Origin of the sequence: Neobacillus niacini (genome assembly GCF_036961885.1) — a bacterium.
GTDB classification, from domain to species: domain Bacteria; phylum Bacillota; class Bacilli; order Bacillales; family Cytobacillaceae; genus Neobacillus; species Neobacillus niacini_H.
Window position 1 is genome coordinate 13,472 of the sequence record NZ_JBALNQ010000084.1, and the last position, 22,388, is coordinate 35,859.

The window sequence follows — 22,388 nt, forward strand, 5'->3', positions numbered from 1 at the left end:
GGTATGATGAAAAACATTTATCAGGATGATAGCTTAACGCTGCATACGGATCTTTACCAGATCAATATGATAGAAACGTATTGGAGAGATGGTATACATAATAAACGCGCAGTGTTCGAATTATTTTTCCGTAAGCTCCCATTTGGGAATGGGTATGCAGTTTTTGCTGGTTTAGAAAAGGTGATTCAATTTATCAAGGGCTTCCGTTTTTCTGATGATGATCTGGAATATTTGAAAAATGAGGTCGGTTATGAGGATGACTTTTTAGCTTACTTAAAAGGCTTGCGTTTTACTGGAACAATTTGCTGTATGAAAGAAGGCGAGCTGGTTTTTGGAAATGAGCCGATTTTAAGTGTAGACGCACCGCTGGCTGAAGCGCAGTTGGTTGAAACAGCACTATTAAACATTATTAATTATCAAACATTGATTGCTACAAAGGCATCGCGAATTAAGCAGGTTCTAGGTAATGAAATTGCGATGGAATTCGGTACACGTCGAGCGCAGGAAATGGATGCGTCGATTTGGGGAGCAAGAGCATCTTACCTTGCAGGCTTTGAAGGAACAAGTAATGTAAGAGCAGGAAAGTTGTTTCAGATTCCTGTTTCCGGTACACATGCCCATTCGATGGTACAGGCCTATAAGGATGAGTATACGGCGTTTCGTAAATATGCAGAAACCCATAAGGATAGTGTCTTTTTGGTTGATACCTATGATACACTTCGCTTGGGTGTTCCGAATGCAATTAAAGTTGCCAGAGAGATGGGGGATTCTATCAATTTTATTGGGATCCGCTTGGACAGTGGTGACCTTGCCTATCTTTCAAAGGAAGCACGGAAAATGCTGGATGATGCAGGCTTCAAGGATGCGAAAATCGTTGCTTCAAGTGATTTAGATGAGTATACGATTCTAAATTTGAAGGCACAGGGTGCGAAAATTGATAGTTGGGGAATTGGGACTAAGCTGATTACCGCCTATGATCAAGCGGCTCTTGGGGCAGTATACAAGATTGTCTCGATTGAAGGTGATGACGGTAAAATGGAAGATACGATTAAAATTTCTTCCAATCCAGTGAAAGTCACAACACCAGGAATTAAGAAAATTTATCGAATCATTAATAATAAAAATCACCATGCGGAAGGGGACTATATTGCGCTTGCGGATGAAAAATGCCCGGAGAAGCGGTTGAAAATGTTCCACCCTACGCACACGTATATGAATAAAGTTGTGACAAACTTTACGGCAAAAGAGCTTCATGAAGTGATTTATTCAAAAGGCGAACTTGTTTATGAAACTCCGTGCCTAGAAGAGTCTCGTGAATATTTGAAGCAAAACCTTTGCGCTCTCTGGGATGAGTATAAACGGACCTTGAATCCAGAGGAATATCCAGTCGACCTTAGCCAAAAATGCTGGGATAACAAAATGAGGAATATTGAAGAAGTAAAAGAGAAAGTTGCGGAAATGCAGGCAGAATAGATTTTTGGGAGGCACCCGGATTGGGTGTCTTTTTGGTGGTTCGCGGGATTATTGTGGAAACGTGCGGGATTAATCCGAATTCTCGCGGAATACCACACGAAATCCCGCGGGATTATTTCTAAGATCCGCGGGATTCAACCTTAATATTTTATTTATTTTTAAAAAAATCGATGAAAGCATGGTAAATTTCAATTCCTTGATAGGTCAACATCCCTACAGCAGTTAATGAAAAAACACCGATCATCAAGAAGCGAATCCACATTGATTATTCCCCCTTTTGTAAGATTTAACTTAAGCATCCAGGGGGGAGATAACATAATTCGATTGATGAAAAACAGGTAGAAGGAAAATAAAGTTTTTGTGGTGAATTCTAGAAAAGAATCTTCGATTGGTGATTACGATCGATGACAGTAGTGCTAATACTCCGATTATATCAAACTGAAAAAAATGTTTCTGGTCATCACCAGATTGTGATTTCATACTCCAATCATCAATGACGAGTACTGCTTTATTAGAATGATGTAATTGAATGGATAAATTGGAAGTATGATGAACGGAAAAGAATATGAAGGCAAGCAGCAATGCGATGGGAAGAAAAGATACATTCTTTATCGTAACCACCTCCTTCGAATGGGATTGATATTATTATAAACACTTTTGTTATATTATTAAATCGAAATACTCCGACAATTTGTGCAGGTATAAATGGTATACAATCAATTTATGGATAATTTCGCAATTAGACTGGGTTTATGATACAATCTTGCTAGTCAATTCGGTGTAAAGGAAGTAAAACATGACAAAAACAATACCGGTTAAAAAGAATGATTTTATAGATGTAGTTTTTGAGGATTTAACCCATGATGGTGCTGGGGTCGCAAAGGTTGATGGCTTTCCGTTGTTCATACCAAATGGGCTGCCTGGCGAAAGGGCACAGGTTAAAGTCATTAAAGTGAATAAAGGTTATGGTTTTGGACGGTTAATGGAACTTTATGAAAAAAGCCCATACCGTGTAGAATTACCTATCAGCGAGCTTCATAAGTATGGCGGCTGTCAGCTTGAGCACATTAGCTATGATGGCCAGCTGAAATATAAAGAAAATCAAGTTCGTCAAGTGCTTACCAGGATAGGAAAGTTGGAGGATGTAATCGTGCATCCAATTTTAGGGATGGAACATCCGTGGCACTACCGAAACAAAGCTCAGGTCCCTGTCGGTGAAAAAGATGGTAGGCTGATTGCTGGTTTTTTCAAACCAAGAAGTCATGAAATAGTAGATACAGATGAAAGTCTTATTCAGCTTCCGGAAATTAATGACGCGGTCCAGGTGGTAAAAGAAATATGCAGTGAACTCGGTGTACCAGCGTATCATGAAGAGTCACATAAAGGTGTTCTTCGCCACATCATGGCAAGGTACGGTCAGCAAACAGGTGAGCTAATGATCGTGCTTATTACAAGGACGTCTGATATTCCAAACAAAACGAAATTAGTTGAAGAAATTATTGCGCGGCTGCCAAAGGTGAAATCGATTATCCATAACGTTAATTCCAAACGAACGAATGTAATCCTTGGCGAAAAAACAACCGTTCTTTGGGGAAATGAAGTAATCTATGACTACATTGGTGATGTTAAGTTTGCCATTTCTGCACTATCTTTTTATCAGGTGAATCCTGTTCAAACAAAGGTTCTTTATGATAAAGCACTGGAATATGCAGGTCTCAGCGGCGATGAATCAGTAATTGATGCCTATTGCGGAATTGGAACGATTTCCTTATTTTTAGCGCAAAGTGCGAAGAAGGTTTTTGGCGTAGAAGTGGTTCCAGAGGCAATTGAAGATGCGAAACGGAATGCAGAGCTAAATGGGTTCACAAATGTAGAGTTTGCTGCCGGGGAAGCGGAGGTTGTTATTCCAAAGTGGTATAAAGACGGGAATTCTGCGGATGTACTGGTCGTGGATCCACCACGAAAAGGCTGTGATGAAACCTTTTTGCAAACCATCATCGAAATGAAGCCGAAAAAGGTCGTTTATGTATCCTGTAATCCAGCCACACTAGCGCGTGATTTGCGAATACTAGAGGATGGCGGATATAAAACAGTAGAAGTGCAGCCTGTTGATATGTTTCCGCAGACGACTCATGTGGAAGCTGTCGCAAAAATTGTATTAGCATAAATAAGAGAGCCTTATCCATTGGTGGATAAGGTTTTTTCAGTAATGATAATTTACTAATTAAACTATATAAAATTTACCAATAGGAAATTCGAACGAGAGATTGAGGAATTAGCAGTTTCTGGACAGTGTAAAGACTGGGGAATCAGGATATCGACTCTTTTGAGGTATAAAGACGATATAAGGGTATAAATTAAAAAGGAAATCCTAAATTAAGGAGGAGGAAGCAATGAGTATCGGAAAAGAAATAGAAAAAGAGAAAGACAACATACCAACACTCGACTCGAGGTATATTCAGCAGCATTTAGCAAATGAAAGAACATATTTAGCTTGGATTAGAACAGCTATTGCAATCATTGGAGTGGGTTTCTTAGTTACGAATTTACATTTTAGTATGAAAGAAAGTCTTTCATCCGTTGGGGATTTACTTGCAAATATGATAGGAATTGCTTCAGTTGGTATCGGAATCATTACAATTATTATGGCAACCGTTGTTTATCTAATAAAAATCAATACGATAAATAACCAAACATATACAGCATCAAAAAAATATATTATTACTCTTAGTGTATTAATAATTGTTATTGCCTTATTATTTGGTTCATATTTCTTACTGATATAATAAATAATCTATTAATAAATGGTTTGTTAAATAAAAATATTATTTTTAACTCTTTCAGAAGATTTTTTCCACTAATTTGGAAGGGTGAAAGAGAGATGGGGTATGAGAATGATAAGATAGATTTGCAGAACAGAGTATAGATTTCGATTTCACTTTTACCAAAACCCAAATCTTCCACGACAATAAATTTACTCGAAAAAACTAAAGTTTCGTATTTTAAATGGGTTCAGAGTATTTTTAATCAAACGTTTAGTTGGAATTACAAACTGTAGACATCTGTAAGTATATGTATTTTGATAGTTTCTATTGTCAGATTTGAAGATTGTTCATAACAAACACGCTTTGTATTCGACAAACTCCTTTCCTAAAAATAAGCAAAAGTTCATTTAACTAAAGGGATTTCCATTGATTTAATTAAATGTTTAATTAGTAAAATGGATGGTAACTAAACGTTTGATTAGAATAGTTGTACAGCCTGTCAAATTAGTGTTTAGCTCTTCTTCGTAGGAAGAATTTTGTCGAACAGCTGACTAAGTATTAAAGGGTTAAGGCTTGCTTGATGAATCCCATTTTTACCCAGTTACATCTTCCTAATTAACCCGGAACAGTGTGTTCACATAATTGTAGAAAACCCTTACAAAAGAAAAATTATTATGAAAAGATAGTGTGATATAATTTCATCGGAAGGGAGGTAAAAAATACCAAAGTGGTATAAATATAATCATTTCTTTAAGGTAAGATTCCTTTCTACTAAATCCGCGATTTTCCCCTTTCATTTCTCATCATTTTATATCCACTACTCGTCTTATAATAACCTCCTGTTAAAATGCTGAAGCAAATATAATAATTGAATAATTGGGGATACTGCCGGTAAAATCCAAGTTATAAAAAAGGAGCCGTACTATGCATGCAGTGCTAAATAAGATTATTGAAGGTATTACTGTTTGTTATTCAGAGGTTTTCCCGAATGAAAACAATGAATTTTTTCGCTTTGTTTATATGGGAAAGGCATTTTTGGTTGCTGACACATATTGTATGAATCCAAATTGTACATGCGAAGAAGCAGTTTTAAATTTTGTTCAAGTTTACCCTAGAGGAGATAGGAAAAAAGCTGCCAGTTTTATGGTAAGGCTTAAACTTAACGGCAGGGGATATAAAATTCATGACCGTGGCGAATATAATAGACGTGAAATAAAGGCTATTATGATGCATTTTACCGCGGGTGACACGATCCTAAATATTTCAAATGAACGATATAAGGAAATGAAGGAGAAAGCAAAAGAAATTTTAAGCTAAATGCAGGTACTACTATATCATGTGCCCTGTCTCACGATATGGTAATGCTTTAATGTATCTGAGGCAGGTAAAAAGCAAACCTGAAAGGAGTGATATACATGTAAACTATAGTAAATAGTTTTAATAAGCTCTCATAGGTTATGTATCCCAATTCTGTACGAGAAACCAAATTTGAAGGAGGATGATTAAAATGGGTCATGATATATCAGGATACAATAAAGCAGGAGATGAAATTGCATATGCTCGTTTTAGCATGGGGAATTACAATGCAACCATATTGTACAGTTTACTTGATGCAAATGATTTTTACGCAGGAGTTAGTGGGACAGGCAGGAGCACTACCTTCTCAACAGAACAAATTGAAAAGGCTTTGAAAGCCTACAAGGAATTTTTTCGTACAGGTGACTCCCTGGCAGGGATTGATTTATTGGGGATTGATCAAAAACAAATCCTGAAGTTTATACTTAACTGCTTAGCAACAGTACAAAAAGAAAACAGTGTAAATGTGTATTTTGGCTAATGTGTTGTAAAATACTGCACGGAATATTACCGCTTCAAAGCCTTTCCCAATAACTACTTACTACTTCTTCTATCTTTATTCAATCCCATAAATTGCCCATAATCTCCTAATAAAACCCTGACTCAAACCTTCAATAAACAACTTCCTTTTTGCAAAGACCAATATTAAAAAGAATTATTCAATTCTATAGGAACAGATTAATGGAATATTACTGGTGTTAGATGAAAGCGAAGTACATGGAGTATTCAATCAACGGTCATGGTTAACTTTTAAAATAGGCTCTGTTATAAATTAAAGTCGTTCTGTCTTTGTGGAAAAATAGCAACTAGTCGACCAAATCGTAAAAGATTTGGTCTTTTTGTATTTCTTGTTTATTCAATATCCTCCATTTCCTCAACTCTTTTGTTCTCTCTGCTGTTTTCTCTTTTTAATTAGTCCTTTTGTGTATTCTCTTTCTTGGCAGCTTAGTTGAGCCCCACTAATTCCAATTCTTTGAATGCACTTTTTAAGATAGGGTAGTCCAGAGATAAAAATTAAAAGATTTAGATGGGGTAACTTAATATGGTAAAATAGGGTTGAAATCCCATTGTAAGGATACTGGGAGAATGTGAAGGTGGTTGTATTGACAATAAATTTTGACTTTACTTTTAATGCCATAGCCATACTAATGGGACTCTTAGCATGCAGTGTTATTGGTTATTTTGCCTATCGAATCTATCAAAAACAAGTGGGAAAACCGAAAGTATGGAAGATTCTGATTGTAATGATTATCGGTCTCTTTTCTTTTTCAATTAATTGGAATATGTTTGATACGATGATTAAGATCCCCATTTTACCTTTGGGTGTAGGGACTTTGTATATTGTTCTAAAAGGAAAGGGAGATAGGTGGCAAACTTATCGGTCCTTTGTGTGGTTAGGATTTTTGGCGAATTTTATTTTCCTGCTGTCAACTTTAGTTGCTGTACCAATCCATCATGCCATCTATCACGAAAGCGAACTTTCAGCCTATATCTCAACTGTTGAGAATGCTTCCATTACCCCTATTCATCCTTCTGCAGAGAATCTTTCATTAAATAATAAAAAATTATTGGAGCAACTCCACGAAATGAAACAGGAAACGATCTATAGTGATCAATGGTACGAACAAACCTATATGAATGCTGATTCAACTAATAGGAAGGAACGGTTCCCGTATCAACTCATAGGCACTTCTCCTAAATGGGGAAGTGGTTTCCAAACCATTATTTATCTTGAAGAGGATGGGAAAGGGATCCTACTTTCAACATCTAAAACACAACTTTATTTTCGCTCTGAAATTTCATTAATTGAGGAGGGCGAATAAAAATGACAAAAAAAAAGACATGGGCCCTTGCAGGTTTAGGTGTACTCGGTTTACTGGCATCCTTCATGATATTTTGGTTTTATTTTGCAAAACCTGTTTCTTTTCTAACAAATGGACAACTAGTAAAAGAGATTAATAGGACCTTTCCAGAAGCGTCAGCAAGTGTCATCCAAGACTCAATCTCAGTCGATGAACGCCATGTGGTAGTTCCTTTTATATCGAATGAAGACCATTACGGTCTAAGTTACTGGGTTTGGAAAAGGCATAAATGGACGGTTGAAACGATTGATACAAAAGGGGAACCAAAGATATGGAAGATTAATAGAAAGGATCCTTCATCGTTTCATTTGGTTTGGAATATACATCCTCAAGACCAAGTGAGTTTTATTGCTTATTATTTAATTAGAGACAGAGGGTATCAAATTACAGAGGGGATAGAGAATTACATTCCAAGAGTGCAAATGGAGAAAAAAGTCTCCCTCCAAGAAAAGTCTTATGGAGTGATGGAACTTTCTGATGAATGGCAGTGGCTTATGAATGCTGTGATAGAAGTAGAATTAAAGCAAAAACCTAATTTGTTTTTCGATCCTTTTACCCCTGAACGAAATCTGTTTTTGGGTTGGATTCCATATGATCAATCGGATAAAGAAACTTTTCCAGAAGGTTCTGTAAATGGAAACGTATATTCAAATGGTAAAATGCTCATTGAACATTTGATGATACTGAGTAAAGGAGACCTGGAGATTCCATAACTTTCCTTCAAGAAGGGATTGTTAAATAAATATTATGATTGGGTGATAGAATAATGAGCAATTGGTTGTATACATTTTATATGTTTGTGGTGGGAGTAATATCTTTTATTACAGGTGAAGTTGTTACTTTTATTATGTTGGGTGTTATATTAATTAGTCTTACTAATATTCACTCAACATTAAAGGAGATATTAAAAGTAAATAAGGAAAAAAATAACTAAGAAAACGGTGCCTGACCCCCGCTGCATTAATGCTTTAGCGCGATGGGGGGCAGGCACCGTATTTTGAAGAAGCGAGTGCATTTGAAATCTGATTTTGATTAATTTCCCTTTCCCTTAACAAATTCGCCATTCCAATTTTATTTAATGGACGACTAAAAAAATAACCTTGGAGCTCATCACATCTCATGTGGATTAAGAAGTCCTTTTCGGATTCGGTTTCAACTCCTTCAGCCACAACATTCATCCGGAGACCATGAGCAATGTCTAAAATAGACTGGACAATAAGGGACTTTTTTTCATCCTGATGTATATCTTTTATAAAATGACTATCAATTTTTATCTCATCTATCGGAAGCTGCAGCAGATGAATGAAGGATGAGTAACCTTTTCCAAAATCATCAATCGAGATGTGGACCCCTAAACTTCTTAATTGATTGATGACTTCCACAACCTGGTTTGGATTTTTAATAAAGACGTTCTCCGTGATTTCAAGCTTTAAATATTCAGGACTTAAGCCAGATTCAACTAATGCACGTTCTACTAATGGAATTAAATAATTTTGTTGTAGGTTTATGGCTGAAATATTAACTGAAATGGGTACTTTTCCAAGGGATTCCTCTTGCCATAGTTTATTTTGCCTACAAGCCTCTAGTAATACCCATTCATCTATTTTTGAAATGAGTCCAGTTTCCTCGGCTATAGGGATGAAAGAATCTGGTGATAAATACCCATAGCTAGGATCATTTAAGCGTAACAAAGCCTCCATACTTGAAACTTGTCCAAACTGGAACTTTGGCTGATAAAATAACTCAAAACCGCCTTCATCAATTGCTGTGCGCAAACAATTTTCTATCATTAACCTTTCTTGGAACTTGTCTTTCATCGTTTCATTAAAGAAATGAGCGGCATTGCCACCTTTCTCCTTCGAAACATACATGGCAATATCTGCACATTTGACAAGTGTATCTAAATCCCGACCGTCTTCAGGGTAAAGGCTAATTCCAATGCTTAAAGTATTATATAGGACCTGTTCATTAACTCTGAAAGGGTCAGTGAACTCTTTTTTTATTTTTTCTATAGATAGTGCTACTTCGTCTCGACGGTTAACTACTTGGACGATAACAAACTCATCTCCACCTAGCCGAAAAACCTTTAATTTACGATTTGCTAAAGTATTTAACCTGTTTGCAGTTAACTGAAGGAAGTGGTCTCCAGCATCATGGCCCAATGTATCATTAACCTGCTTAAATTGATTTAAATCAATAAAAATAATGGCCATGCATTCCGACTGAATATGATTGATTAAATCCTTCACATAGCTTTGAAAATAAAGACGGTTCGGCAGGGAAGTTAAGCTATCATAATAGGCTAGTTGGTGGAGCTTATCTTCGGAAACCTTTAATTTATTTGTTTGATCGATAAGAAGCTTGTTCATCTCAATACTTTCTTGAAATAATTCTTTTAATTTTTGTGCCATTTTTTGAAGGTTTTGCGTAAGAGATCCTAACTCTGCAATGTTGCTCTGAGGAAAATCGACCTTTTCTAGATTGAGTAACTTCTGCGGCAAGTCTGTTGTAACGATTATTAGCCGTTGTATATTTTTCATAAACAATCGACTAATAAGTTGAACAAAAATAATGATAAAAACTGAAAAGAAAATCGATAATTTGAGATGGATTAAAAAATCCCTAAAAACCTGGTCCTGATATTGTGAGATTGGATACAGAATAAAAATCTTAATAGGTAATGTATCGATAGTATCTTCATAAACTAATAAGCCAGAACGCCACCTGATTAGTGGCAGGACATTAATATTGTCTTTTGGTAACAATTCATAAAAATGGTTCGTTGTATTGTTAATCTCATAACGATCAATCCAATTGAAGTATTCCTCTTTTCTGTTAGAGATAGTTTCTGCATTAGAGCCGATTATTTTATTTTTAGCATCCGTAATCATAATGCTAAATTGCATTGATGTATGTTTATCTAAAAGTTCATTAATGGTGGATGTATCCTTTAAAGAAGATGTTTCATTTTGGTTATTGTTAACCAATAAATGAATTTCAGCTTTTATTTGGTGAACCACAAGTTCTGCTTGTTTATATGCCTGATTTGTATAAATTTCATGAGCATTCACGGTTTTAATTAAAACACTCAAGAAAAAAGGTATCATGATTGAGAGAATCGTTAAGTGGGATAAAAACTGATGGACAGAAACATTGTTTTTGTTTAATTGGTTGGATTTCATCAGTTTATAAAAAGGAAAATAAGCTAAAAGCATATCTGCTAATAAAACATTAAATAGCCCGTTAAGTATCCCTTTAAACATTTGAAAATATAATGCATCACCGGCAAACGAAGTTTTGCTAGCCAGAAAAGTCGTTATTAGGCCGACGGTCAGCCAGAAAAATAAATCAACATAGAACATTTTCGCTCTTTTTTTTACATGAAAATAAGTACCTACAAAAATAATCTCTAATAATAAGATAACTTTATAAAATAGATTTATGAAATCAAACGGGGGAATCAAAAGGGTTATAAAAATGGCCAAAAGCGCAAAAGGAAGTCCGAATAGTCGCAACAGCAAAAATATAAAAATACTAGCATAAGTAAAAGTAATTCCATATACAAAGGTTACATTATAGAATGTGGAGAAAATGGTTAAGCCGAAAAGAATGAAAAGAAGTAAGATTTCGCTGTTTAATTGCCTTAAGTAAAATTTAATGCCGAACATTGTAATCTCCTACCCGATGGAATATTTATTCTTTAAAAATTGATATATCCCATATTTTTCCCATTAGGTTTTTTTAATAGTTTTGTATATTAGTAATCTTATCAAACTAACTAATGTTTGAGTGTGGTGATTAGGCTATCACTAATCTATATTCAAAAAGGTTTCGAAAAACGGACAAACTTCAGTCACATTAAGGCAATGAACAGCTGAGAAATTTGGGGCCTGACCCACAGTACATTAACGCGTTACCACGATGGGGGTCTGACCCCAAGGTACAAGTTATTGGTTTTTTCGATAGGTTTTCAATAATACTAGTCAAAATATCAATGTGACAAAAAGGTGAAATATCTTAGGCTGAGAATGATTCCTGATATGATAAGTAGGCATCGACGTTATAAATTAAAAGGGAGAGTTCAGAATGTTTAGAGGAAAAAGAAATCCGGTTTTACTCATCATGTTGCTGCTTTTAACTATCTTAAGTGTAACGGCCTGTAATTCAGATAAAGAAGCTCAGCCTGTAAATAAAAATAGTGATGAAGCAAAAACAGCTATTACAACGAAAGAATTACAAGAAAAACTAAATGATGATTCATGGGTAGTTGTTGACACTCGTATTAATGATGCTTTTAACGGCTGGAAGCTGGATGGAGTAGAGAGAGGCGGACATATTGCTGGAGCCGTTGATTTTTCTGCCAATTGGCTAAAAGTAGAAGCTGATAATAAAGAAAAAACATTAGATACAGCGCTTGAAACAAAAGGGATCAGTTCTGATAAAAATATCGTTTTGTATGATGCAAACGGAACGGATGCCAAAGAAGTAGCTGAATATTTAAAGGGAAAAGGCTATGAAAATGTCTTTACGTATGATGTAAAAGAGTGGACTAAAGATGAAAGTCTTCCTATGGAGAACTTTGAAAACTATCATATGATTGTACCCGCAAGTGTTGTAAATGATATTATTGATGGCAAAACACCTGAAACATTTGAAGAAGGAAAAAAAGTGAAAATTGTGGAAGCGAGCTGGGGAGAAGAGAAAGACGGGTATGCTAATGGTCACGTACCGGGGAGCTTCCATATCAATACTGACGACATCGAGCCACCACCAGCATGGATGTTAGCAAGTGATGAGGAGTTAGAAAAAGTTGTCTTAAACTATGGGTTTACGAAAGATGACTCTGTCATTGTCACTTCAGAAAGTCAAATGGCTGCCTATCGTGTAGCTGTAGCTCTTCGTTATGTAGGTATAGAAGATGTACGAGTTTTAAATGGCGGGTTAGGAGCTTGGACTGCAGCTGGCTATGAAGTTGAGACAACTAGTCATAAGCCGAAACCGGTTACTGATTTTGGTGCTCCAATACCTGGGAATCCGGATTTAATCGACACAATCGAAGAAGTAAAAACGGAAGTTCTAGCAAATCCTGAAAAGAATACATTAGTAGATAATCGTACTTGGGAAGAACGTATCGGAGAAACTTCCGGATATTCTTATCATGATAAAAAAGGTCGTATTCCGGGATCTGTATATGGATACGCAGGATTAACAGATGCGAACTCGCTTGAAAATTTCCGTAACATTGATAATACAATGCGTAATTTTGATGAAATCGTAGCTCTATGGAAAGAAGAAGGAATTGATCTAGAAAAAGATCTTTCATTCATGTGTGGAAGTGGCTGGCGTGCAGCGGAAGTCTTAACGTATGCACAAGTTTATGGACTAAACGACTCTTCTCTTTATAGTGATGGATGGATTGGATGGAGTAACAATCCAAGTAATCCTGTTGAAACAGGAGAAGAATAAAGGAATAGATAGTTATGAGTAATAAATTCCTAAAATGGCTCTTACACATTATTTTACTTATCATTCAGATTGGTTTAATAATTGCCGTTTTTGTGGTCAATTATCTGACTGGTACTAAAGCAGGCGTCTATCGCCATATTTATACGAGAAGGATGCAATATGCGGAGGGGATTTACTCACCTCCACATTTGCTACGGCAGAGTATTATTGCAGCTTGTATAGGTATACTATTCATATTCCTTTTCTACTATGCGGTGAAAAAGGGTCATAGCAGGTTTTATAAAGTCCAAATTGCGTTAGCTTCCTTATTGAGTTTCTTCGTAATCGTAGTGATCCAAAGCGGATTTTTTATCAATATGATGGCATATCCATATATCATCATGGTTTTCGAAATCATTTTGGTGATTCAAATCATCGTGGTAATCATATGGAGCTTCTATGAAAAACAATTAGGAAGAAATAGGATTAGGGCTAACTGAACTAAACCTCGAATAGGGCACTTTTTAAGTGCCCCTTTTGAGGTTTTTACATATTTACGAGAACTTAGTATATTAAGAGGAAGGGGAATGCAGTCATCAAACCTTTATCGAAATCTAGACTTGTGGGAATGATTATATTATTTGGGCTGATTGCCTTATTCCTATTGCTGTATTTAGGTCATGATGTTTTTAGAGCTAGGATTGACAACTTAATCACTTTTTTAAAAAATGCAGATGTGGAAGGACTCCGTGATTATTTATTGTCCTTTGGACCGTTTGCAGCGATTTTTTCAGCATTACTCATGGTATTTCAATCCGTCATAGCACCGCTTCCTGCTTTTGTCATTACATTCGCGAATGGGCTTATGTTTGGTTGGTTTTTAGGTATGCTCCTTTCTTGGAGTAGTGCCATGCTTGGCGCCATCCTTTGTTTTTACATGGCAAAATTTCTCGGACGCCCCATTGTAGAGAAGTTTGTATCAAAAAAAGCATTGGGATGGTGGGATCAATTCTTTGATAAGTATGGCAAGCATTCTGTCTTTCTTGCCAGACTCTTACCGATTATCTCCTTTGACCTTGTAAGCTATGCGGCTGGAACGACATCCATTTCTTTCTGGTCATTTTTTTGGGCTACTGGGCTTGGACAGCTTCCGGCCACAATTTTGTATTCCTATCTAGGTCAAAATGCTACCGGAATGGTTCAGGTTCTGTTTTATCTGTTTACCATTGTGATTGCTTTAGCTGTAATCGGAATGCTGGTACGTCCACAAATCAATAAATGGATACGAAAAGCTAAATAAATGAGGATGATTTGGATTTTTACATTTCTCATAATCAAAAGGAGAATCGGAAAATGAAGCTTTCAGGGAATAAATGGATCGAATCGCTAGTCAGTAAACGTGCGAAATACATGGTGAATCCCATTCAAGGAAAAATCCCGTTTGCAACGCTGAACAAACCGATCGGCCAGTCAGTCATTGCGTTGATTTCAACAGCAGGTGTCCATTTGAAGACACAGGAAATGTTTGATGTTGAGGCAGGGGATCCAACGGTGAGATTCATTCCATCTGATTGCTGCGCAGAGGATTTAATGATCAGTCACAGCCATTTTGATCGAACCGATGCAGATCAGGATGTTAATTGTATTTTTCCGCTATTTCGTCTAAAAGAATTGGCAGACAGCGGGCAGATAGGAGAAGCAGCACCCACCCATTACGGGTTAATGGGATACATTCCAGAAACAACACGTTTAATAGAAGAAACGATTCCGGCGATCATTAAGCGGTTAAAGGAAGAAAAAGTCGATGCGGTCATTTTGAATCCTGGCTGATATATATGTCATCAATCCGTGGGATTGATTCAATTTGGAATTGAAAAAGCAGGAATTCCGACCATATCAATATCCCATCTTCCCCAATTAACAAAAAAAGTACGGGTTCCACGGGCGCTGCATTTGCGTTTCCCATTGGGACGAAGCTTTGGGAAAGCAGGAGAGGTAGAAATTCAGAGGCAAATTTTACTGGATTGCCTGCATTATTTACAAAACATAACGGAACCGGAGAACATAATCGTGCTTCCGTATAAATGGAAAGGAAGAAAGAAGAATTGACGAGGGAAACAGCGGTAAAGTGTCAAAAAATCATTTGGCATGTAAGATGGATCATATTAGTAATCGTTATGATTTTCAATGCCTATGCTTTCACAAACGAAATGAAGCCGGGTCAGGCCATTTCAGTAAATGGATTTGGATTTGCTTTGTATTGTATACTATGGCAACTGGAAAATTATGTTGAATGCAAATCAAAGTGTAACATATAGGATGGAGGTAATTTGATGAAATGTTTTTTAAAACAAGCAGGTTTTGGCCTTCTTGTATTGTTTATTTTGATTATGACAGCCTGTTCCGCCAATGATGAGAGCACAAAAAATGAAAACAAAGAAAAACAAGATGATCAAGGCGCCATAAATGTCCTTGATAAAGATTGGGATCAAATTGTCGCTGATGCGAAGGGAACCACTGTTAATTTTTATATGTGGGGCGGGGATGAGGGGATTAACCGTTATCTCAATGAGTGGATTGCCCCGCAACTAAAGAAACAATATGATATAGAGCTAAAACAATATCCAATGGATGCTGTTGAATTTATCAATAAGCTTATGGTAGAGAAAAAGGCAGGTAAGGATACCGGTGAAATGGATGTTCTATGGGTAAATGGAGAAAATTTTAAAACATCCAAACAACAGGATTTGCTTTTAGGGCCCATCACAAGTGTCTTGCCAAATTTCAAGGCATATGTAGATGCTGATAGTTCCGATGTCCAATATGATTTTGGTTTTCCAACAGAAGGGTATGAGGCTCCTTGGGGGAAAGTTCAATTCGTTTTTTCATATGACTCCAGTAAAATGGATCAACCTCCTCGATCATTGGAGGAACTAAAAAAATGGGTGCAAGAGAATCCAGGAAAGTTCACATATCCAGCGCCGCCTGATTTTACGGGTAGTGCTTTTATCCGTCACATCTTAAATGAAACGAGTGGTGATTATCAGGCATATTTAGGTGAATTTGATGAGACGCTGATTGAAAAGGAATCTGAAATAGTGTGGAAAGCTTTAAATGAAATGGAACCTTATTTATGGAGAGAAGGTACATCCTATCCACAATCACTTGCACAGCTTGACCAACTATATAAAAATGGTGAAGTATGGATGACAATGGGATACGATGAAGCAGGAGCTTCCAACATGATTATGAGTGGAGAATTCCCGGAAACAACGAAAACCTTTATTCTTGAAAAAGGTACGTTGTCCAATACACATTTTCTTGCGGTTCCCTACAATGCTCCAAACTCAGATGGAGCACTTGTGCTCATTAATCACCTTTTGTCACCGGAGGCTCAATTAAAGAAAATGGAACTAGAATACTGGGGAGAAAACACAGCACTCACTGTAGATTTATTACCAGAGGACGTGAAGAGTAAGTTTGCCCAAATGGATAGAGGTGGGGCTACTTTGCCGGAAGAAGAGCTGTCTAAGCACCGTCTACCAGAAATCAGTGCTGAATATGTCCAATGGTTGGAGCGGGGCTGGTTAAAAAATGTGGGCAATCAGTAGATGTTTGAATTTGTTCAATAGACATAAAGGGCTTATGGGAATCCTCCCTGCCCTTTTGTTTGTTATCTTCTTTTTTGTTGGCGGGTTTGTGCAGTCATTTTTTATCAGTATTGGCGGCGAAGAAAGCTTTTATGGCAAATACGAAAGCTTTTGGGCGTATAAAGAATTATGGAATCCTTCCTTTTTTCATTCCTTGGGAGTTACCGTTGGCATGGCAGCAACCGTCTCAGTAACTGCCGGCATTTTAGGATTTATCATTGCGCTTCTGTTAGCAACGATGTCTTATCGACGAACATGGTTACAAATTTTGTTTCAGCTTCCATTTGGTGTCCCGCATTTATTAGCAGCCTATTTACTGGCACAAGTTTTTATGCAGACGGGATGGTACTCAAGGGTTGCCTTTCGTTTAGGTTTGATTGATTCCTATGAAGCGTTTCCGATCCTTCTTCATGATCAATGGGGAGTAGGTGTCCTGTTGGCTTATATGTGGAAAGAGATTCCCTTTATCGTTTTATTAATCTATCCTTTTTTAAAAAAGATCTTGGAAGAATGGAAGGACACGGTAAAAATGCTGGGCGGGAGCTTCAGTCAGATGATTCGTTGGGTCGTCATTCCTATCTTATTGCCGTTATGGGTTGGCGGCATGTGGGTTGTTTTTGCGTTTGCCTTAGGGGCTTATGAAATACCTGCTTTAATGGCAAGGACATCTTTTGGCCTTATTCCTGTACTTGCCTGGCAGGAATATACCCAGTTTGGACTGGAAAGGCAGCCGATCGCATTCGCGATGAATATAATCCTTGCCCTTGTTTCGTTTCTGATTGGATGTGCCTTATTAATGCTACAGAAAAATTGGTATAAAAAAGGTAGAAGAGCATGGAAAAGTTGAAGAAGGTCTCCATTTGGCTGTTCTTTCTCTTCATGGGCTTATTTATGATTCTACCCATCATTCCGCTTATCTTCTGGAGTTTTACAAAGCTGTGGCCGTGGCCCCAGCTTATTCCTGAAACCTTTAGCTTAGAATCATGGAAGTATCTTTTTTCGGATACGGGAAGGGCATTTGAAGGATTATTTAATAGTTTGGTCGTAATGATTTTGACGGTGGTTGGAAATATCCTCTTAGGACTTCCTGCTGCAAAGTCATTAAGCCAAAGAGAGTTTTTTGGAAGAGGCTTGGCTTTTATCGTCCTTCTCTCACCGCTTTTTATCCCTCTGACTGTATCCATAATGGGAATACACGGAATCGCCATTCAACTCGATTTCTTACCCGACTATTTTCATGTTACGATGGCACATATGTTGGTCACGATGCCTTATTTTATTGTGATGCTATGGTATCAGTACAAATTATTAGGATTAAAACTCCAAGAGGCTGCGTTCAGCCTTGGTGCGGGCAGTATGAAAACTTTCTTGTGGATTGAATTGCCGCTGATCACACCGGCTCTTTTATTAGCTTGTTTAATAGTTTCCATTATTTCTTTAAGTCAGTACTTGCCGACATGGATTATGAGCGGCGGAACATTGCTGACTCTCCCGTTAATCATTTTCCCTTATGCGAGTAGCGGGAATGCTTCAATCGTTTCGGTATATAGCATTTGGTTTTTTCTACCTGTTTTCATATTGGTCTCATTATATTTCGTATGTATGAAAATACATCATAAGAAAGTAAGCGGGCATGGGGGGTGAAAGATGTGCGGTTGGAACAGGTTAGTATCCAATATGGGCAGCAGAGAGTGCTAAAATCTATTCAATTGGAAATCAGGAAAGGCGAAATTTCAGTATTAATGGGTCCTTCGGGGAGTGGGAAAACCACATTATTAAAGGGAATAGCAGGTCTCATTCCTTTATCAGAAGGGGAAATCAAATGGGAAGAGCAAAAGGGGCAAACAGGGCTTGTCTTTCAAGAGCCACGTTTATTTCCTCATATGACGGTGTTGGAAAATATCGCCTTTGGGTTGCGTGTAAAAGGGATTTCCAAGAAGGAAAGAAACCATCGGGTAAAGGAATTTTTGAAGACTCTACAGCTTGAAGGGCTTGAAAACCGCTACCCGTATCAACTTTCAGGGGGGCAGCAGCAAAGGGTTTCATTAGGCCGAGTTCTTGTGTTAAAGCCGGAGTTACTTTTACTGGATGAACCATTTGCTTCATTGGATCAGCCTTTACGAATTCAATTAACAGAATGGCTCTATTCTTTGCAGAGAAGCTATGGGTTTTCGGTCCTTTGGATAACTCATTACGTTGATGAGGCTTTTACGGTAGCAGATCGTGTCGGTTTATTAATGGATGGAGAAATAATCCAAGTGGGAAATCCGCTTGATTTTTACCAAAATCCAAGCTCTGAAAAAGTAGCGTCGTTTTTCGCACTCTCAAACCGTTTTTCTCGTGTTCAATGGCAAAAATGGATTCCCAATCATTGTTTTACGGAGAAGACAAATGAGATGGGCTGGATTCCAGCCCGTGTGATTCATATAGAAGCATCTAGCAGTTCGAGCTATTCCGGTGGATTAGAGAATGAGGACTTTATATGGATTGAGGGAATAGTAAGAAGAGTGAAGCATGGTTCAAAGACGCAAACGGTATTGATTGAATCCAAAGGAGAATGTTTGGAAGTAGAACTAAATGTTTGGGAAAAAGCGCCGGTGGTTGGGACAGCAGTTAAGGCAGGGATACCATTCAATAAAATTGTATGGTATCCTAGATAGTTTAAGTAAAGGATTTGAAAGGAAGATAGAAAAATGCTTGATACATATGGACGGCCGTATGTGCAACCAGTTATTTGGAAAACAGCACACTGGCTTCTCAAGAAGGGACTGAAAGCTAATCAAGTAACAGTCGTCGCTTTTATGGTTGGGGTCATGGCCAGCGTTCTTATTTTTTTTGATAAACCGTATTTAGGTGTTGTGACTCTATGGCTTTCAGGCTTTCTCGATGCAGTGGATGGAAGCATGGCGAGGGAAAGTAAGACTTCATCCTATTGGGGGACTGTGCTGGATGTTACCTTTGATCGAATAGTTGAAGGAGGAATCATCATTGCGTTAGCCCTTCGACATCCTGACCCGGGAATCTTATTTCTTCTTTTGTTACTAGCGGTTTCGATTATTTTTACCATGACCATTTTTCTGACAGTTGGAGCACTTTCAGATAAAAAAAGTGAAAAATCCTTCTATTATCAGCCAGGTATTGCAGAAAGAACAGAGGGATTTATTCTTTTCTCATTAATGGTTTTATTTCAATCCAATTTACAATTCTGGATCATTGTTTTTCTCATTGTCGAGGTTGCTACCGGTTTGCAGCGACTTCGAGAAGCAAGGTTAATCTTGAAGGATTGATGATGTTGGCCAATCGATAGATAGTGGTACAGACGTTAAGGCACTACCAGAACCATTTTACACTCCACAGATTGTGAAGCGGTCGCGTGGTTGGAGTTGGTATAATAGAAAAGCAGATGATATAGAAAAAATCTATACTTCTGCTTTTTTGTTTATAAAAATACCATTCAGGACCAATTTTCGTTAAAATAAACATGGTTGATTTTCACAATAGTTTTTTATAAAATATAATGTCTAAATGTACATGTGTTTGATAATTAGTTATTAAGCATGATATAAGTGTAAAAGAAGTGGAACATTTAGCTTTATATTTTTTTGAATCAGAATTTGAAGTTGTATCCATAGTGAGAGGATTTGAGTTTGAAATGATAGATAATTTTTGGCGTGATTTACCACGACCATTTTTTGTACTTGCACCAATGGAAGATGTGACAGATCTTGTTTTTCGCCATGTAGTAAGTGCAGCCGGTCGACCGGATGTATTTTTCACCGAGTTTACAAACTCGGATAGCTATTGTCATCCAGAGGGCATGAAAAGTGTCCGTGGCCGTTTGACTTTTACAGAAGATGAACAGCCAATAGTCGCACATATTTGGGGGGATAATCCCGACTTTTTCCGTCAAATGAGTATTGGCATGGCAGAGCTAGGATTTAAAGGTATCGATATTAATATGGGCTGTCCCGTACCGAATGTTGCCTCGAGAGGAAAGGGGAGTGGCCTTATTCTGCGTCCCGACATTGCGGCAGAACTTATTCAAGCAGCAAAAGCGGGCGGACTGCCTGTCAGCGTGAAAACACGACTTGGCAATAATGAGGTCGAGGAGTGGGAAGAGTGGCTAACGCATATTTTGAAACAGGATATTGCGAACCTTTCTATTCATTTACGTACAAGAAAGGAAATGAGCCAAGTAGCTGCGCATTGGGAGCTAATTCCGGAGATTAAAAAATTACGTGACCGTATCGCACCAAATACGCTGCTAACCATCAATGGAGACATTCCTGACCGTCAAACTGGGCTGCAGCTTGCTGAACAATATGGTATTGATGGCGTTATGATCGGGCGAGGTATTTTTAAAAATCCTTTTGCTTTTGAAAAAGAGCCAAAAGAGCATAGCAGTAAAGAATACCTTGATCTGTTAAGACTGCAGCTTGATCTTCAAGATCAATATGCGGAAGTCCTGCCACGTTCCATCACAGGGCTTCATCGCTTTTTCAAAATTTATGTCAAAGGATTCCCTGGGGCTGCTGAATTAAGAAATCTATTGATGAACACGAAATCCACAGATGAAGTACGTACATTGCTTGATAACTTTGGAAAAGCCTAATCCTTTGGGATTAGGCTTTTTTTTTGAGAAATGGTGAGATAGTAAAGTCCGTTATCCGAGAGTAATTCCACGCTATCCGAGAGTAAAATCATGCCATTGTTGGCAGTGGCAAAGCATGGGAGGAAAAATCTTGTTTCACCCAACTTTGAAGGGGGTATTAAATAAGAAAACCTTTAGAGGGGGTGGCACAATTATGAAATTGGATGTGAAATGTAATGTTGAAAACTGCAAGTATTGGGCTAATGGGGACGAATGTGTGGCTGACTCCATTTATGTCATAGGTCCACATGGCAGCAATAAGGCAGATACTGTGGAAGAAACAGCTTGCAAAACATTCGAACTTCGTGAATGAAACATGGGGACTGCTTTTTGTGTTTCAAAAAGCAGTCCTTAATACTGGGAAAGTAACGTATAGCTTGAAAGAGAAAGGAGAAAATCAAGCATGGGAAAACGATACATAATGATTCTATCGTGCATATTTCTGATTGGGCTGCTGACTGGTTGTATCCAAAAGGACCAGCTGGCAGATGGAACAAAGCTGATAGATAAGCAGAAATTTATTTTTGCAGCTTCAGGAGAATTTAAGCCCTTTAGCTATGTTAGCAATGATGATTTATCGATGACTGGTTTCGATATAGAGGTAGGAAACGCAGTCGGAAAAGAACTGGGTCTTGAACCAGTCCAGAAGAGGATGAAATTCAAAGGACTTATCGAGGGCATTAAAACGGGACGGGCAGACGCAGCCGTTGCCAGCCACACCATTAACCCCCAACGCGCCAAACACGTTACTTTTTCCACACCCTACTATTACTCAGGCCCACAGATATTCACAAGACCTGACAGCGAGATTAAAACAGTAGATGACTTAAAAGGAAAAGAAGTTGCCGTAGCAAAGGGATCCACCTATGCGGATACAGCCAAAAAGTATACCAGCAATATTAAAATGTACGATAGTGATATTACGGCATTAAAAGCGCTAAGTATTGGCCGGCATGACGCCGTTATTACCGATTTTGTCACTGGAAAAAGTGCAAAAAAGGAAGGATTCGAAATTCAGGGGCAGCAGTTAATCGAGCGAAGCGAGCAGGCAATTGTTATTCCGAAGGATAATCCACTCCTGCTCAAGCGGGTCAATGACGCACTTCAAAGACTTCGTAACGATGGAACACTATCTCGCATCAGCCTAGAGTATTTTGGTGAGGATATTACGAAAAAACCAGAATAA

At 37.8% G+C, this 22,388-nt stretch carries 21 protein-coding genes; 19 read left to right on the plus strand and 2 right to left on the minus strand.

Annotation, left to right across the window (positions count from 1 at the left end; all coding sequences use genetic code 11):
* The first annotated feature begins 6 nt into the window (after window positions 1-6).
* Window positions 7-1,473 (plus strand): nicotinate phosphoribosyltransferase, encoded by a 1,467-nt coding sequence (locus tag V7124_RS25345; protein WP_335494549.1) that lies wholly within the window; start codon window positions 7-9, stop codon window positions 1,471-1,473.
* Between the two features lie 291 nt (window positions 1,474-1,764).
* On the opposite strand, the gene V7124_RS25350 is transcribed toward V7124_RS25345, so the two are convergent.
* On the minus strand, window positions 1,765-2,094 hold the full coding sequence (locus V7124_RS25350) for a hypothetical protein (RefSeq protein ID WP_335494553.1): 330 nt from the start codon (window positions 2,092-2,094) through the stop codon (window positions 1,765-1,767).
* A gap of 175 nt (window positions 2,095-2,269) precedes the next feature.
* Here V7124_RS25350 and rlmD point away from each other — a divergent pair, with 175 nt between their 5' ends.
* From rlmD to V7124_RS25380, 6 genes are all read left to right on the plus strand, one after another.
* Entirely contained in the window at window positions 2,270-3,640 is a 1,371-nt protein-coding gene (gene rlmD / locus V7124_RS25355; protein WP_335494556.1) for a 23S rRNA (uracil(1939)-C(5))-methyltransferase RlmD, read from the plus strand.
* 226 nt (window positions 3,641-3,866) lie between these two features.
* The gene (locus V7124_RS25360; protein ID WP_335494559.1) at window positions 3,867-4,259 is read left to right on the plus strand and encodes a YidH family protein; all 393 of its coding nucleotides are present in this window, start codon (window positions 3,867-3,869) and stop codon (window positions 4,257-4,259) included.
* Window positions 4,260-5,162: 903 nt separating this feature from the next.
* Entirely contained in the window at window positions 5,163-5,555 is a 393-nt protein-coding gene (locus V7124_RS25365; RefSeq protein ID WP_335494561.1) for a hypothetical protein, read from the plus strand.
* 190 nt (window positions 5,556-5,745) lie between these two features.
* Window positions 5,746-6,075, plus strand: a complete 330-nt coding sequence (locus V7124_RS25370; protein WP_335494564.1) for a hypothetical protein — start codon at window positions 5,746-5,748, stop codon at window positions 6,073-6,075.
* 622 nt (window positions 6,076-6,697) lie between these two features.
* Complete coding sequence (locus V7124_RS25375) at window positions 6,698-7,417, plus strand: hypothetical protein (protein WP_335494567.1); 720 nt, start codon at window positions 6,698-6,700, stop codon at window positions 7,415-7,417.
* A 2-nt stretch (window positions 7,418-7,419) separates the two neighbouring features.
* Entirely contained in the window at window positions 7,420-8,169 is a 750-nt protein-coding gene (locus V7124_RS25380; RefSeq protein WP_335494571.1) for a hypothetical protein, read from the plus strand.
* A gap of 255 nt (window positions 8,170-8,424) precedes the next feature.
* On the opposite strand, the gene V7124_RS25385 is transcribed toward V7124_RS25380, so the two are convergent.
* Window positions 8,425-11,124: a putative bifunctional diguanylate cyclase/phosphodiesterase gene (locus V7124_RS25385; RefSeq protein ID WP_335494574.1), complete on the minus strand. Its 2,700-nt coding sequence runs from the start codon at window positions 11,122-11,124 to the stop codon at window positions 8,425-8,427.
* A 418-nt stretch (window positions 11,125-11,542) separates the two neighbouring features.
* On the opposite strand from V7124_RS25385, the gene V7124_RS25390 reads away from it, so the two are divergent.
* From V7124_RS25390 to V7124_RS25445, 12 genes are all read left to right on the plus strand, one after another.
* Window positions 11,543-12,922: a rhodanese-like domain-containing protein gene (locus V7124_RS25390; RefSeq protein WP_335494576.1), complete on the plus strand. Its 1,380-nt coding sequence runs from the start codon at window positions 11,543-11,545 to the stop codon at window positions 12,920-12,922.
* A gap of 14 nt (window positions 12,923-12,936) precedes the next feature.
* Window positions 12,937-13,401: a hypothetical protein gene (locus V7124_RS25395; RefSeq protein WP_335494579.1), complete on the plus strand. Its 465-nt coding sequence runs from the start codon at window positions 12,937-12,939 to the stop codon at window positions 13,399-13,401.
* Between the two features lie 128 nt (window positions 13,402-13,529).
* Window positions 13,530-14,201 (plus strand): TVP38/TMEM64 family protein, encoded by a 672-nt coding sequence (locus tag V7124_RS25400; RefSeq protein ID WP_335494630.1) that lies wholly within the window; start codon window positions 13,530-13,532, stop codon window positions 14,199-14,201.
* Between the two features lie 53 nt (window positions 14,202-14,254).
* A complete protein-coding gene (locus V7124_RS25405; RefSeq protein ID WP_335494582.1) occupies window positions 14,255-15,010 on the plus strand; it encodes a glycine/sarcosine/betaine reductase selenoprotein B family protein in 756 nt (251 codons plus the stop codon).
* Between the two features lie 224 nt (window positions 15,011-15,234).
* Window positions 15,235-16,512: an ABC transporter substrate-binding protein gene (locus tag V7124_RS25410; protein WP_335494585.1), complete on the plus strand. Its 1,278-nt coding sequence runs from the start codon at window positions 15,235-15,237 to the stop codon at window positions 16,510-16,512.
* A 4-nt stretch (window positions 16,513-16,516) separates the two neighbouring features.
* Entirely contained in the window at window positions 16,517-17,398 is an 882-nt protein-coding gene (locus tag V7124_RS25415; RefSeq protein ID WP_335494587.1) for an ABC transporter permease, read from the plus strand.
* Window positions 17,386-18,195 (plus strand): ABC transporter permease, encoded by an 810-nt coding sequence (locus tag V7124_RS25420; RefSeq protein ID WP_335494589.1) that lies wholly within the window; start codon window positions 17,386-17,388, stop codon window positions 18,193-18,195. Before V7124_RS25415 ends, V7124_RS25420 begins: the two co-directional genes overlap by 13 nt.
* Before the next feature lie 5 nt (window positions 18,196-18,200).
* Complete coding sequence (locus V7124_RS25425; protein ID WP_335494592.1) at window positions 18,201-19,211, plus strand: ABC transporter ATP-binding protein; 1,011 nt, start codon at window positions 18,201-18,203, stop codon at window positions 19,209-19,211.
* A 33-nt stretch (window positions 19,212-19,244) separates the two neighbouring features.
* On the plus strand, window positions 19,245-19,838 hold the full coding sequence (locus V7124_RS25430) for a CDP-alcohol phosphatidyltransferase family protein (protein ID WP_335494595.1): 594 nt from the start codon (window positions 19,245-19,247) through the stop codon (window positions 19,836-19,838).
* A 344-nt stretch (window positions 19,839-20,182) separates the two neighbouring features.
* Window positions 20,183-21,163: a tRNA dihydrouridine synthase gene (locus V7124_RS25435; RefSeq protein ID WP_335494633.1), complete on the plus strand. Its 981-nt coding sequence runs from the start codon at window positions 20,183-20,185 to the stop codon at window positions 21,161-21,163.
* A 193-nt stretch (window positions 21,164-21,356) separates the two neighbouring features.
* Entirely contained in the window at window positions 21,357-21,515 is a 159-nt protein-coding gene (locus V7124_RS25440; protein ID WP_335494596.1) for a DUF1540 domain-containing protein, read from the plus strand.
* Between the two features lie 90 nt (window positions 21,516-21,605).
* On the plus strand, window positions 21,606-22,388 hold the full coding sequence (locus tag V7124_RS25445; RefSeq protein ID WP_335494599.1) for a transporter substrate-binding domain-containing protein: 783 nt from the start codon (window positions 21,606-21,608) through the stop codon (window positions 22,386-22,388).